The sequence below is a fragment of the Microbacterium meiriae genome (genome assembly GCF_040686935.1).
Classification (GTDB): Bacteria; Actinomycetota; Actinomycetes; order Actinomycetales; family Microbacteriaceae; genus Microbacterium; species Microbacterium meiriae.
Window position 1 is genome coordinate 788,377 of record NZ_JBFBMF010000002.1, and the last position, 13,272, is coordinate 801,648.

Genomic DNA, 13,272 nt, shown 5'->3' on the forward strand with positions numbered 1-13,272 from the left:
GCCCGGGCACAGGCATTCACGCGGGAGCAGGCACGCACCGCGGGAACAGCCTGATTCCGCGTGGGAGCCTGTTGCGTCGTGGGATGCGTCGCGGGGTCAGACCCTCGGCGCGGACGGGAGCGCGTTGAGGGCCCCGATCAGACGGAAGAGATCGCCCACCTGACGCTGATTCAGGTGCAGGGCGAGGCGCGGGAGGTCGAGCCGGTCGTCGTCGGCGACCTCCGGGGACCGCGGAGCCGTGCGCTCGATGCGCCCGGTGGACAGCAGCCCTGCGAAGCCGGCGTTGAGCTCCTCGATCTCGGCATCCGTCGGCTCGGCCTTGAGGCGCAGCACCAGGGTGTCGCCGACCCACCGCAGCGAATCGTAGTTGCGCCAGAACCCCGTGATCTCGGCGCGCGCCTCCTCCACGGAATCGGTGACGACGACCCGATCGAAGTCACCGGGGGAGATCACCCCCATCGGCGCGAGGTGCTCGTCGACGAAGCGCCGCATGCCCTGCCAGAACGATCCGCCCTTCTCGTCGAGCAGCACGATCGGCGTCGGCTCGGCCTTGCCCGTCTGCTGGAGGGTGAGCAGCTCGAACATCTCATCCAGCGTGCCGAATCCGCCGGGGAGGCAGATGAAGCCGCTCGACTCCTTGATGAGCATGAGCTTGCGGGTGAAGAAGTACTTCATCGCGACCACCTGATCGCTTCCCGTGACCAGGCTGTTCGCCTTCTCCTCGAAGGGGAGACGGATGGAGACACCGAGCGACAGCGCGGGCCCCGCTCCCTCGGCCGCGGCCTGCATGATCCCCGGCCCGGCGCCCGTGACCACCATCCAGCCGTCGCTCGCGAGGGCCGCGGCGACATCACGCGCCTGCAGGTACAGCGGGTCGTCGTGGAGGGTGCGGGCCGACCCGAACACCGTCACCTTCGGCACCCCGCGGAAGGGCGCGAAGAGGCGGAACGCGTCCCGCATCTCGGCCAGGGCGGCGGAGGCGATCTTGAGGTCGAGGCGGTCGGTGCCGTCCTCCCCCAGCAGCAGCGCGGTGCGGAGCATCCGCATCACGAGGCGACGGTCCGCGGTCACACCCGCCTCGTCCAGCACACGGTTGATCTCGTCGCTCAGGGCTGCCGGCAGCGGTTCCTCGGTCATGCCCCCAGCGTCCCACGCGGCATCCGGTCGGCGGGACGCAACGCCGAGGGACCGTACCCCGGGGCTCCGGAGCACGGAGGAGGAGCGGTGTCAACACCCGTGCCCGCTGCCGGGGAACGCGTCACCATGGCGACATGACAGAGATCACCGGTCCCGAAGCCCTCGCCCGCGTCGCCGAACTCGTGGAGGACATCGACTTCACCATGCTCACGACCACCGACCCGGACGGGAACCTCGTCAGCCGCCCCATGTCGACCAGGCAGATGGACGATGCCGGCGCCATCTGGTTCTTCACGGCGGAGGACACCGAGAAGGTCGAGGAGGCCCGTCGTCATCACGACGTGGGGCTGGCCTACTGCGACGCCAAGGGTATGCGCTACGTGTCGGTCGCCGGCACCGCGGAGATCGTCCACGACCGCGCGAAGATGGAGGAGCTCTACTCCCCCTCCCTCGACATCTGGTTCGAGGACGGCCTGGGGACCCCGGGCATCGCGCTGCTCAAGGTCACTCCAATCGTCGCCGAGTTCTGGGAGCCCGCGAAGGGCAAGGTCGCGATGGCCGCCGGGGCGCTCAAGGCGCTCGTGACCAGAGACACCCCGGACGACGACATCATGAACCACGGCCGCATCACCTGCTGAGCGGCCCGCTCCGAGCGCCGGCTCAGCGCGCGGCGGAGAGCCGCTCCACCGCTTCGGCGACCGAGACGGCCTCACGCTCGCCCGTCCGACGGTCCCAGAACTCCACCTGCCCGTCGGCGGCTCCGCGGCCGACGATGACGATCTTCGGGACGCCGACGAGCTCGGCATCGCCGAACTTGACCCCGGGCGACACCTTCGGGCGGTCGTCGTAGAGCACGTCGAGGCCGGCCGCCTCCAGCTGCGCGGACAGGTCCTCCGCGACGTCGAAGGCGACCTGGTCACGGCCCGCGGCGACGACCTGCACGTCGAACGGCGCGACCGAGGCCGGCCAGATGAGGCCCTTGTCGTCGTTGTTGAGCTCGGCGATGATCGCCAGGATCCGCGTCACGCCGATGCCGTACGACCCCATGGTGACCGTGACGAGCTTGCCGTTCTCGTTGAGGACCTTGAGGCCGAGCGCCTCCGCGTACTTCCGCCCGAGCTGGAAGACGTGACCGATCTCCATGCCGCGGGCGAGCTCGACCGGACCGGAGCCGTCGGGCGCCGGGTCGCCGGCGCGCACGTTCGCGATCTCCACGATGCCGTCCGCCTCGAAGTCGCGCCCGGCGACGACCGAGTGCGCGTGCTTCTGGTCGATGTTCGCGCCGGTGACCCAGCTCGTGCCCTCGCTCACGCGGGGGTCGACGAGGTAGCGGATGCCCGTGGCGGACTCCTCGCCGAGCACCGCACCCGTAGGCGACCAGGGACCGATGTACCCCTTCACCAGGAGCGGGTTGTTCTCGAAGTCGTCCGCGGTCGCGGTCTCCACCTCGGCAGGGGCGAAGGCCACCTCGGCACGCTTCTCGTCCACCTCGCGGTCGCCGGGGATGCCGACGATCACGAGCTCACGGGTGCCGTCGAGGTGCTTCAGGGCGAGCACGACGTTCTTGAGCGTGTCGCCGGCGGTGTACTCGCCGTCGAGCTCTCGGTTGCAGTGCGCGACGAGGGTCTCGATGGTGGGCGTGTCGGGCGAATCGAAGATCACCGGAGCGCCATCGGCGTCGAACGGGACCGGAGCGGGCACGGGCGTGCTGAAGGCCTCGACGTTGGCCGCGTACCCCCCGGCGCTGCGGACGAAGGTGTCCTCCCCGACGGGCGTCGGGTGCAGGAACTCCTCGCTCCGCGAACCGCCCATCGCGCCGGCGTCGGCCTGCACGATCGCGTACTCGAGGCCCAGCCGCTGGAAGATGCGCTCGTAGGCGTCCCGCTGCGCCTGGTAGCTCACGTCCAGCCCCTCGTCCGAGGCGTCGAAGGAGTAGGCGTCCTTCATCGTGAACTCGCGCCCGCGGAGGAGACCAGCGCGCGGCCGGGCCTCGTCGCGGTACTTGTCCTGGATCTGGAAGATCGTCAGCGGCAGATCCTTGTACGACGAGTACAGGTCCTTCACCAGCAGCGTGAAGGCCTCCTCGTGCGTCGGCGCCAGGAGGTAATCGCCGCCCTTGCGGTCCTGGAGGCGGAACAGCAGGTCGCCGTACTCGTCCCAGCGCCCGGTCGCCTCGTACGCCTCGCGCGGCATCAGTGCGGGGAAGTGCACCTCCTGGGCACCGGCGGCGGCCATCTCCTCGCGGATGACGGTCTCGATCTTCGCCTTGACGCGCAGCCCGAGAGGCAGCCACGCGAAGATGCCTGCTGCCTGCGGTCGGATGTACCCGGCGCGGATCAGCAGCTTGTGACTGGCGACCTCGGCACCGGCAGGATCTTCGCGGAGCGTACGGAGGAAGAAGTTCGAAAGACGAGTGACCACGGCTCAAGTGTAGTGAGCCGCGGTCACCCGCCTCGTCGCTCAGTTGAGGGCCGGCAGCCCCTGCGGCACGACGCCGCCGCGGTAGAGGCTCTCGGCGAGCTCCTGCAGCGCGGTCAGCGCGACCCGCTGCGGCAGCGGACCGTAGGAGATGCGGGCCACGCCGAGCTTCTCGTACTCGGATGCGGCGAGCGCCCCGGGGATCCCGATCACGCTGACCTTGCGCTCCCCGATGCCCTCGACCAGCTGTCGCGTGACGTTCGCATCGAGGATGCCGGGGACGAACACCGCGGTGGCACCGGCGTCGAGGAAGGCGCGGCCGCGCTGGATGGCATCCGCGATGCTCTGCTCCACGGGCCGCGACCCGGCACGCACGAACGCATCGGTGCGGGCGTTCAGGGCGAAGGGCACGCCCTCGGCCTCCGCAGCCTTCACGATGGACTCGACGACGGCGACCGATTCGTCGAGCGGCTTGAGGCGGTCCTCGACGTTCGCGCCGACGACGCCGGCCGCGATCGCGAGGCGGGTGGTCTCCCCGGCGTCCCCGTATCCGTCGTCCAGGTCGGCGGTGACGGGAACGGACACGGCCGCGGCGATCCGTCCGACCATGTCGATCATGACGTCGCGCGGGGTGTCCCCGTCGTCGTAGCCGAACGACGCCGCGATGCCGTGACCGGCGGTCGCGATCGCCGTGGTCTCCGGCAGTGCGGCGACGGCACGCGCGGAGACGACGTCCCACACGTTCACCACGCGGAGGATCTCCGGGGCGTCATAGAGTCCGACGAGGGTCTGGGCCTTGGCAGCAGTGGTCATGTCCCCACGCTAGCGGCCGGTGCGGGCACGCGGGCCGGATGCCCGGGTTCCCTGCGGCGGTCGACCTAGGCTGGCAGCATGCCCCAGCGCCGCTCGCATGTCGCCCCCTCCGCCGCCCAGACCGAGCTCGCCGCGGCGCTCTCGGCCCTTCGGGAGGATCTGGACGCGTCGACGGAGTTCCCCGCCGACGTACTCGCGGAGGCGGAAGCCGCCACGGCGACTCTCCCCGACCTCGACCTCACGGATGTGCCGTTCGCGACCCTCGATCCGGCCGGTGCCCGCGACCTCGACCAGGCGTTCCACCTGGAACGGGACGGCGACGGCTATCGGGTGCGTTACGCGATCGCGGACGTGCCGGGTTTCGTCACCCCCGGTGGTGCCGTGGACGCGGAGGCCCGCCGGCGCGGACAGACCCTGTACGCCGCGGACGGCTCGATCCCGCTGCACCCACCCGTGCTGAGCGAGGACCGTGCCTCCCTACTCCCCGACGTCGACCGCTCCGCCCTGGTGTGGACGTTCCACCTGGATGCGGCCGGATCCGTGATCGACTTCCGGTTGGAGCGCGCCCTCATCCGTTCCCGGGCCCAGCTCGACTACGCCTCCACCCAGGAGGCGCTCGACCGGGGCGACGGCGGTCACGCGACCCTGCTGCCGGAGATCGGCTCCCTCCGTCTGGAGCAGGAGCGCCGCCGCGGTGGTGCCAGCCTGAACATGCCGGACGAGGAGGTCGTGCGCACCGACGACGGCTCCTACGCGATCGAGCGCCGCAGCCCGCTGCCCGTCGAGGAGTGGAACGCGCAGCTGTCGCTCATGACGGGGATGGCGGCCGCCGCGCTCATGGTCGACGCCGGCGTCGGCATCCTCCGCACGATGCCGGAACCCGATGAGGCGGCCTTCACTGCCTTCCGGCACCAGACGGAGGCACTCGGGCGCCCGTGGACCGACGGCACCTACGGCGAGTACCTCCGGGGCCTCGACCGCTCCGACCCGATGACGCTCCCCGTGCTGGAGGCCGCCGCCTCGCTGTTCCGCGGCGCGGGGTACCTCGTGTTCGACGGCGAACCACCCGCCGACGCCGTGCAGGCCGCGATCGGAGCACCGTACGCGCACGCGACCGCACCCCTGCGCCGACTGGTCGACCGCTGGGTGCTCGCCATCTGCCTCGCTGTGTCGACCGGGCAGCCGGTGCCGGGATGGGTCCGCTCCTCCCTCGGAGAGCTCCCCGCGCTCATGCAGGAATCGGGTCGGCGGGCGTCGCAGTTGGACGCGGACACCGTGAACCGCGTCGAGGCCGCGCTGCTCACTCCGCTTGTCGGACAGACCATCGAGGCCACGGTGATCGAGCTCCGGGGCGAGCGGGCCGCCGTCCAGATCGCGGACCCTGCAGTGACCACGACCGCGCCGGTGACCCCCGACACCAAGCCCGGCGATGTGGTGCAGGTGCGCGTCGTGCGCGTGGACATCGGGACGGGTGAGATCGAGCTCACCGTCTGAGCCCGCGGCCGGGGATCAGGCGAAGACGCCGAGTCAGGCGCTCCCGGGCAGGACTGTCTGTACCGCAGCGGCCGCCTGCGTCCGCGCCGGATACCCTGTCAAGATGGATCAGGCAGAGCGCATCGAGCGCTTCCTCGCGGAGCGGTATCCGCGTGCAGGGATCGCGATCGTCGCCGGGAGCACGGCCCGTGGCGAGCGCACGCCCACCAGTGACATCGACCTCCTCCTCATCGACGACGACCTCTTCGCCGACGTGTCACAGGTGAGCGAGGCCGCCACCCACGCGTTCGAGGACGAGATCTTCGAGGTGTTCGCGTACACGGCGGAAGGGTTCCGGGAGTGGGCGGACCGCGGCGTGGCCCAGCACCGCCCCGTCATCGCGCACATGCTCGTGGAAGGAGCCGCGATCCGGTCGACGCCCGCGCTCGCGGAACTGCGGACGCGGTGGGCCGCTGTGCTCGCTCTCGGCTCTGTGCTGAGTGAGACGGAGTCGCGGATCCGGCGGTACGTGATCACCGATCTCCTCGACGACCTCCAGGACGCGACGGACCCTCTCGAGCAGCGCGTCGTCGCCGGCCTGCTGTTCGAGCGCATGGCCGAGCTGATGCTGCTGGCCAGCGGGCAGTGGATCGGATCCGGGAAGTGGCTCCCCCGACGTCTGCGCGCGTGGAGCCCCGAGCGCGCGGACCAGCTCAGCACTCCGCTGCTCGCTGGAGACTTCCCCGGCTTCGCGGCGCTGGTCGATGAGGAGCTGACGATGGCGGGTGGTCGAGTGCAGGCGGGGTTCGTGCGCTGACCTCGCTCGTTCACAGGCAATCGCGCGACAGCAGGCGACACCGGCGGCTGGCGCCTGTCCTCGCGTGATCGCCTGACGCGGGGGCTCAGGAGGCGGGAGTCGCAGTCGTCGTCATCACGAGGAGCTGCGGGTCCGACAGATCCAAGGTCACCGTGATGGCGGCGAATTCCGCGAGGGAACGGACGTGGGTGCCGCCACAGAGGATGACGGCCTCGCCCTCCGGGAGCTCGCAGTGCCAGCGCCGCCGGTCCACGATCGTCGGTCCGTCCACCTCGATGCGGCTCGCGGCAGCCGAGGCGACCCAGGCGGCGAGCTGCGCGTTGATGCGGTGCTCGCGGTCGGACAGCGTCGCCGCGAACGTCTCGGTGTCGAATCCCGCGCGGCGCAGGCTCTTGCCCAGGCGGTACTCGTCGACGGCGCCGTCCTCGTGGATGCGGCTGGACTGGTTCGCCCGTCCCTCGAAGTCCGGGTTTCCCAGCGCATCCTCCCCCGGGTCCTTGCGCCAGAGGTCCGAGACGGCAATATCGAGAGCGAGGGAGGCGAGGTGGCACGCGGTGTGACCGCGGCTGAGGCCGGCACGGTGCGCCTCATCGACCGAGAGCGCCACGCGCGTCCCCTCCGCGAGCCAGGCGGGCGCGGCACCATCGAGCCGCTGGCCCACCAGCCAGGTCCACCCCTCGGTCCCGCGCTTGACGGGGATCGCACTCCCCACCGCGAACGCACCATCATCCGACACGGCCGCCATGAGCGCCTCGGTCACGTGGACGGCTCCGTCCTCGCCGGAGATCTCGCCGGTATCGCCGGGCTGATCGGGCCACGTGTGATCGACGGGGTGGAACGGCGTGGCGTCGACGACGACCACGGCTCCGTCGGCATCGTCCGCCACGCGGGTCACGACGGCGTCTCCGCGGAGGCTGCCGTCCGGGAAGGTGACGATCGTGGGCGTGGTCATGGGGCTCCTCGGAGAGACGACGGAACGATGGTGCCGATCAGGCACGGGGTGTCAGTGGGACGGTGGGATCGTGAAGCTGGCGAGCCGGTCGCCGTCGACGACGAAGATCCCATCGGACTCGCCGTTGAAGACGCGACTGCTCCACCCGAAGCGGATGCGCGTCATGTCGCCGTCCGTGGTGGCGGAGAGCAGAGTCATCCGTGCCCCGGCGCCGATCGCGTCGCTGTCCGCCCAGCCGCGCACGCCGTCGGCACCGGCTTTCACGGTGCCCCAGTCGCTCACGAAGCCTCCCACGGTGAACGCGGCGACGAAGGCGTCGGTGTCCCCGGCGTTGATCGCGTCGACCATGGCCTGGACCGGCGCGGGCAGGAGGATGTCGGACACGGCACTCCTCGGATCAGGCGGTGACGACCTGGGCGGTGCCGAGCGGAGCGTCCGGGCCCATCTCGGCGGCGATGCGGTTCGCCTCCTCGATGAGGGTGGCGACGATGTCAGCCTCCGGGACGGTCTTGATGACCTCGCCCTTGACGAAGATCTGGCCCTTGCCGTTGCCGGACGCGACGCCGAGGTCGGCCTCGCGTGCCTCACCCGGGCCGTTCACGACGCAGCCCATGACGGCGACGCGCAGCGGCACCGTCATCTCCTTGAGCCCCTCGGTGACGTCTTCCGCGAGCGTGTAGACGTCGACCTGAGCCCGACCGCACGAGGGGCACGAGACGATCTCGAGCTTGCGCTCCCGGAGGTTGAGGGACTGGAGGATCTGGTGACCGACCTTGACCTCCTCGGCCGGCGGCGCGGACAGCGAGACGCGGATGGTGTCGCCGATGCCCTCCCCCAGCAGGATGCCGAAGGCGGTCGCGCTCTTGATCGTGCCTTGGAAGGCCGGTCCCGCCTCGGTCACGCCGAGGTGCAGCGGCCAGTCGCCCCGCTCGGCGAGCTGACGGTAGGCCTTGACCATGACGACGGGGTCGTTGTGCTTCACCGAGATCTTGAAGTCGTGGAAGTCGTGCTCCTCGAACAGCGACGCCTCCCAGACAGCGCTCTCGACGAGGGCCTCCGGAGTGGCCTTGCCGTACTTCTCGAGCAGGCGACGGTCGAGGGAGCCCGCGTTGACGCCGATACGGAGCGAGACACCCGCGTCCTTCGCTGCCTTGGCGATCTCGCCGACCTGGTCGTCGAACTTGCGGATGTTGCCCGGGTTGACCCGCACGGCGGCGCAGCCGGCGTCGATCGCCTGGAAGACGTACTTCGGCTGGAAGTGGATGTCCGCGATGACCGGGATCTGGCTCTTCTTCGCGATGATGTGCAGCACATCCGCGTCGTCCTGCGACGGCACGGCGACGCGGACGATCTCGCAGCCGGAGGCGGTGAGTTCCGCGATCTGCTGCAGAGTCCCGTTGATGTCGGTGGTCTTCGTCGTCGTCATCGACTGCACGCTGACGGGCGCATCGCCGCCGACGAGCACCTTGCCCACCTTGATCTGACGGGACTTGCGACGCGGGGCGAGGACTTCGGGGACCTTCGGCATCCCAAGATTCACTGCTGGCACGATCCCAGCCTACGCCGCCAGGATGCGGAAGGGCTGGATGCGGCGGGTGTGGTAGTTTCGCCCCATGATCGCGCACATCACCTGGTGGCCCGCCTCCTAGGCGGTGTGTTCGCGTTCCCTCGAATCCAGACCGCCTCCGGGGCGGTCTTTTCGTTGCGCCGAGCCGGAGCCCTCGCACAGGAGACATCGATGACCCTCTCTCGCCTCGACGAGCTCAGCGCCGATCCCACCGCGTCCTTCGTGCTGATCGCCCGTGACGGCGCGGACACCGTGGAGCTGCTCACCGGCGCCGTGACCGACGTCGAGCTGCTCTCCGACATCCCTCTGACGTCCGAGGGAGAGCCCCGGGAGGTCTTCGCCCTCGTCCCCTACCGGCAGGTCCGAGAGCGCGGATTCGTCGCGCAGGACGACGGGGCGCCGCTGCGCTGCATCGTCGTGGACGAGCACCTCCATCTGCCGACCGCGGCTGTGCTCGATGCGCTTCCCACCGCGCCGATCCCGCTGCGCGACGAGGGCTTCGACATCGCCGACGAGGAGTACGCCGCCATCGTCGAGACCGTGATCGCCGATGAGATCGGCCGCGGCGAGGGGGCGAACTTCGTCATCCGTCGCGACTTCACGGCGACCGTCGAGGCGGACGAACGGCAGGCGGCCCTCACCTGGTTCCGGGCTCTGCTCGCCCATGAGCGCGGGGCCTACTGGACGTTCGCGGTGTTCACCCGCGGCCACATCGCGGTGGGGGCGAGCCCGGAGGCGCACGTCGTGGCCCGCGGTGGCGTCGTCACCATGAACCCCATCTCGGGGACCTTCCGGCATCCGGCGGGCGGCGCGACGAAGGAGACGCTGACCGACTTCCTGGCCTCGACCAAGGAGACCGAGGAGCTGTTCATGGTCGTGGACGAGGAGCTCAAGATGATGAGCGCCGTCTGTGCCGATGGCGGACGCATCACGGGCCCGCATCTGAAGGAGATGTCGCGGCTGACGCACACGGAGTACATGCTGCGCGGCCGGAGCGCTCTGGACCCCCGGGACATCCTCCGCGAGACGATGTTCGCCCCGACCGTCACCGGCTCCCCCATGCAGAACGCCTGCGCCGTGATCCGGCGGCACGAGCGCAAGCCGCGGGGCTACTACTCCGGCGTCGCCGCGCTCTTCACCCCCAACGCCGACGGCGGCCACGACCTCGACGCGCCGATCCTCATCCGCACGGTGTATCTGCAGGACGGCGAGCTGAGCGTTCCCGTCGGCGCCACCCTCGTCCGCCACTCCGACCCGCACGGCGAGGTCTCCGAGACCCACGGCAAGGCAGCGGGTGTGCTCGGCGCCATCGGCGCGATCGACCGGGACCGTGTGGCGGAGGCCCGCAGCGACGCCGACGCCCCCGGTGAGCCCCGGCGTCTCGCCGACGACCCGGACGTCGCCGCGCTCCTCTCCTCGCGCAACGCCCGCCTCGCCGAGTTCTGGCTGAACCCGCAGGGTGAGGACTTCACGGGGCCGTTCTCCGGCCGCTCCGCCCTCGTGGTCGACGCCGAGGACCGCTTCACGACGATGCTCGCGCATCAGCTGCGGCACCTCGGGCTCGACGTGACCATCGCGTCCTGGGACGACGTGGACGACGAGGCGGTCGAGACGGCCGATCTCGTCGTCGCCGGCCCCGGCCCCGGCGACCCCCGAGACGACGCGAGCCCGCGCATCGCCCGGATGCGCGAGGTCGTGGCGGCCCGCCTGCAGGCGCATGCCCCACTGCTCGCGGTCTGCCTGAGCCACCAGATCCTGGCGGACCGGATGGGGATCGCGCTGACGCCCCTCGACGCTCCGCACCAGGGGCTGCAGAAGGCCGTGCCGATCTTCGGCGAGGACGCGTCGATCGGGTTCTACAACACCTTCACGGCACGGGTCGACCCCGGAGTGACGACGGTGGGCGCGGCCGAGGTCTCCGCGGATCCGGCGACCGGAGACGTCTATGCCCTCCGCGGCGACGGGTTCGCATCGGTGCAGGGCCACCTCGAGTCGATCCTGTCCCGCGACGGTATCCGCACGTTGGAGCGTCTGGTCGCGCACGCCCTGCGCTGAGAGCGTCCCGGCCGCTCAGCCCAGCAGCTTGACCGGGTTGAAGAGGTCGGCCACCAGCAGCAGAGCCCCCATCGCGATCAGCAGCGTCGCGACGACGACCGTCAGCGGGACGAGTTTCGTGGCGTCGACCGGCGCCGGCGGCGGCCGCCGGAAGAGCTTCGCCCACGCCCGCTTGATCCCTTCCCAGAGCGCGACGACGATGTGTCCGCCGTCGAGGGGCAGCAGCGGGATGAGGTTGAACACGAAGAGCGCGACGTTGAGCGACCCGAGGAGGCCGAGCAGCACGGCGAAGCGGTTGAGCACCGGAGCATCCGTCGCGGCCACCTCGCCCGCCAGACGCCCGACACCGACGACGCTCAGCGGCCCGTTCGGATCGCGTTCCCCACCCGTCACCAACGACACACCCACGTCCCACAGCCGCACGGGCAGCGTGACGATCAGCGAGCCGACCCGGGCGACCGTATCCGCCGCCATCTGCGGTCCGGCGGTGAGCGGCTGCTGCACGTAGCCCATCTGCGCGATCATGCCCGCGTAGCCGACCTCCTTCACGACGGGTTCGCCGTCGTCGTCGAGCACCGGCTGCCCGCTCGCATCCGTGATGGTGCGCTCCGCGGCGATCGGCGTGAGGGTGAGCGTCTGCTCCGTGCCGTCCCGGCGCACGACGAGGTCGAGGGGCTGCCCCGGCGAGGCCTGCACGATCGCAGTCGCCTCGGCGAAGGTCGCCACCGGTGTCCCGTCGATCGAGACGAGGACGTCCCCGGGCTGCACGTCGGCCGCCGCCGCCGGAGACTCCGGATCGTCGGCACCGCATTCGGTCGCCGACGATGAGGCCGGGACCACGCATTCGTTCACCGCCGCGACCGTCGTGGTGCCCTGCTGCACGCCGATTCCGCTGACGAGGACGGTGAAGATGACCACGGCCAGCACGAGGTTCATGAGCGGTCCGCCGAGCATGACGATCACGCGCTTCCAGACCGGCAGCTTGTAGAAGACCCGATCCTCGGCGCCCTCGGCGATCGTCTCATCGTTGGCCGAGCGCGCATCCTGGATGAGCGTGCGGAACGCGCCGGACGCGGGTCCGCTGTCCTTCGACGACGGGTACATCCCCGACATCGAGATGAAGCCGCCGAGAGGCAGGAGCTTGAAGCCGTACTCCGTCTCGCCGATCCGCTTCGACCACAGGCGCGGCCCGAAGCCGATCATGTACTGGCCGACACGCACGCCGAAGAGCTTCGCAGGGACGAGGTGACCGACCTCGTGCAGACCGATCGAGAGCCCGAGGCCGATCAGCATGAACACGATGCCGCCCAGATAGAGCAGGAATTCCACGTGCCCACGCTACTGCCCACCGCCTAGGAATCCGCCCGGCTCGCACAGCATGGCTAGGCTGGCGGGATGACGTCCCGGCAGCTGCGCTTCCTCCGCGCCGCCGCCGTGTCCGCGATCGCCACGCTCCTCGCAGCCGTGTCGCACACGCTCGCCGGCGGCGCCGCTCCGCACCCCCTGCTCATCGCCGCCGTCGCGGTGCTCTTCGTCCCGCTCTCCGCCGCGGTGGCCGGCGGTCGGCCGTCACGCGCACGGGTCGCCGTGGCCGTGCTCCTGGCGCAGGCCGCGTTCCACCTGCTCTTCCAGCTTCTGGGTGCGCCCACAGCGGGGGGCGCGTCCGTCATCGGCACGCACGCGCATCACCTCGACCTGGGCGCGCTCGCACCGCTGTCCCCGGCTCCCGGCCCGGACACGCTGATGCTGTCCGCGCACCTCGCCTGCGCGGTGCTGACCACGCTGCTGCTGTGGCACGGCGAGAGCGTGTTGCGCGCGATCGCCCGCTGGGTCCAGGCCGCGCTCCGGCGCGCGGGGACTCCCACCTCCGCGCCTCCCGCACCGCCGCGTCCGCTGCGCTCCGCTCTCCGCTCTCCGCTCGATGCCGCGATGACCGTGGTGGTGTCGCGGCGCGGTCCGCCGGTGCCCGTCGGCGGCTGAGCCGCCCCGCCGACTCTGCCGTCCTCGAGAGACGGCCCCTTCGGGCTGCGCTGTTCCCGC

12 protein-coding genes are annotated in these 13,272 nt (G+C 70.7%); 5 read left to right on the plus strand and 7 right to left on the minus strand.

Going from position 1 to position 13,272, the window contains the following annotated elements:
- Nucleotides 1–96: 96 nt before the first annotated feature.
- On the minus strand, nt 97–1,137 hold the full coding sequence (locus AB0P08_RS09285) for an LOG family protein (protein WP_363589509.1): 1,041 nt from the start codon (nt 1,135–1,137) through the stop codon (nt 97–99).
- A gap of 134 nt (nt 1,138–1,271) precedes the next feature.
- On the opposite strand from AB0P08_RS09285, the gene AB0P08_RS09290 reads away from it, so the two are divergent.
- Nucleotides 1,272–1,775, plus strand: coding sequence for a pyridoxamine 5'-phosphate oxidase family protein (locus AB0P08_RS09290; protein ID WP_363589511.1), 504 nt, complete (start codon nt 1,272–1,274; stop codon nt 1,773–1,775).
- A 22-nt stretch (nt 1,776–1,797) separates the two neighbouring features.
- On the opposite strand, the gene AB0P08_RS09295 is transcribed toward AB0P08_RS09290, so the two are convergent.
- Nucleotides 1,798–3,558 carry a proline--tRNA ligase gene (locus AB0P08_RS09295; RefSeq protein ID WP_363589513.1) on the minus strand — a complete coding sequence of 587 codons (1,761 nt, stop codon included), beginning with the start codon at nt 3,556–3,558 and terminating at the stop codon, nt 1,798–1,800.
- 39 nt (nt 3,559–3,597) lie between these two features.
- On the minus strand, nt 3,598–4,368 hold the full coding sequence (locus AB0P08_RS09300) for an isocitrate lyase/PEP mutase family protein (RefSeq protein WP_268776460.1): 771 nt from the start codon (nt 4,366–4,368) through the stop codon (nt 3,598–3,600).
- 78 nt (nt 4,369–4,446) lie between these two features.
- Between AB0P08_RS09300 and AB0P08_RS09305 the strand changes: the two genes are divergently transcribed.
- On the plus strand, nt 4,447–5,862 hold the full coding sequence (locus tag AB0P08_RS09305; protein WP_363589515.1) for an RNB domain-containing ribonuclease: 1,416 nt from the start codon (nt 4,447–4,449) through the stop codon (nt 5,860–5,862).
- Nucleotides 5,863–5,965: 103 nt separating this feature from the next.
- Nucleotides 5,966–6,658 carry a nucleotidyltransferase domain-containing protein gene (locus AB0P08_RS09310; RefSeq protein WP_363589517.1) on the plus strand — a complete coding sequence of 231 codons (693 nt, stop codon included), beginning with the start codon at nt 5,966–5,968 and terminating at the stop codon, nt 6,656–6,658.
- A gap of 85 nt (nt 6,659–6,743) precedes the next feature.
- On the opposite strand, the gene AB0P08_RS09315 is transcribed toward AB0P08_RS09310, so the two are convergent.
- From AB0P08_RS09315 to ispG, 3 genes are read right to left on the minus strand one after another with little or no spacing between them, the layout of a single operon-like run.
- Nucleotides 6,744–7,610 carry a hypothetical protein gene (locus tag AB0P08_RS09315; RefSeq protein ID WP_363444405.1) on the minus strand — a complete coding sequence of 289 codons (867 nt, stop codon included), beginning with the start codon at nt 7,608–7,610 and terminating at the stop codon, nt 6,744–6,746.
- Nucleotides 7,611–7,661: 51 nt separating this feature from the next.
- On the minus strand, nt 7,662–7,994 hold the full coding sequence (locus AB0P08_RS09320) for a nuclear transport factor 2 family protein (RefSeq protein WP_363589519.1): 333 nt from the start codon (nt 7,992–7,994) through the stop codon (nt 7,662–7,664).
- 13 nt (nt 7,995–8,007) lie between these two features.
- Nucleotides 8,008–9,138 (minus strand): flavodoxin-dependent (E)-4-hydroxy-3-methylbut-2-enyl-diphosphate synthase, encoded by a 1,131-nt coding sequence (gene ispG, locus AB0P08_RS09325; RefSeq protein ID WP_025103167.1) that lies wholly within the window; start codon nt 9,136–9,138, stop codon nt 8,008–8,010.
- Nucleotides 9,139–9,348: 210 nt separating this feature from the next.
- Here ispG and AB0P08_RS09330 point away from each other — a divergent pair, with 210 nt between their 5' ends.
- A complete protein-coding gene (locus tag AB0P08_RS09330) occupies nt 9,349–11,232 on the plus strand; it encodes a chorismate-binding protein (RefSeq protein WP_363589521.1) in 1,884 nt (627 codons plus the stop codon).
- Between the two features lie 15 nt (nt 11,233–11,247).
- On the opposite strand, the gene AB0P08_RS09335 is transcribed toward AB0P08_RS09330, so the two are convergent.
- On the minus strand, nt 11,248–12,561 hold the full coding sequence (locus tag AB0P08_RS09335; RefSeq protein ID WP_259953691.1) for a M50 family metallopeptidase: 1,314 nt from the start codon (nt 12,559–12,561) through the stop codon (nt 11,248–11,250).
- A 66-nt stretch (nt 12,562–12,627) separates the two neighbouring features.
- On the opposite strand from AB0P08_RS09335, the gene AB0P08_RS09340 reads away from it, so the two are divergent.
- The gene (locus AB0P08_RS09340) at nt 12,628–13,212 is read left to right on the plus strand and encodes a hypothetical protein (RefSeq protein WP_363589523.1); all 585 of its coding nucleotides are present in this window, start codon (nt 12,628–12,630) and stop codon (nt 13,210–13,212) included.
- The last annotated feature ends 60 nt before the right edge of the window (nt 13,213–13,272 follow it).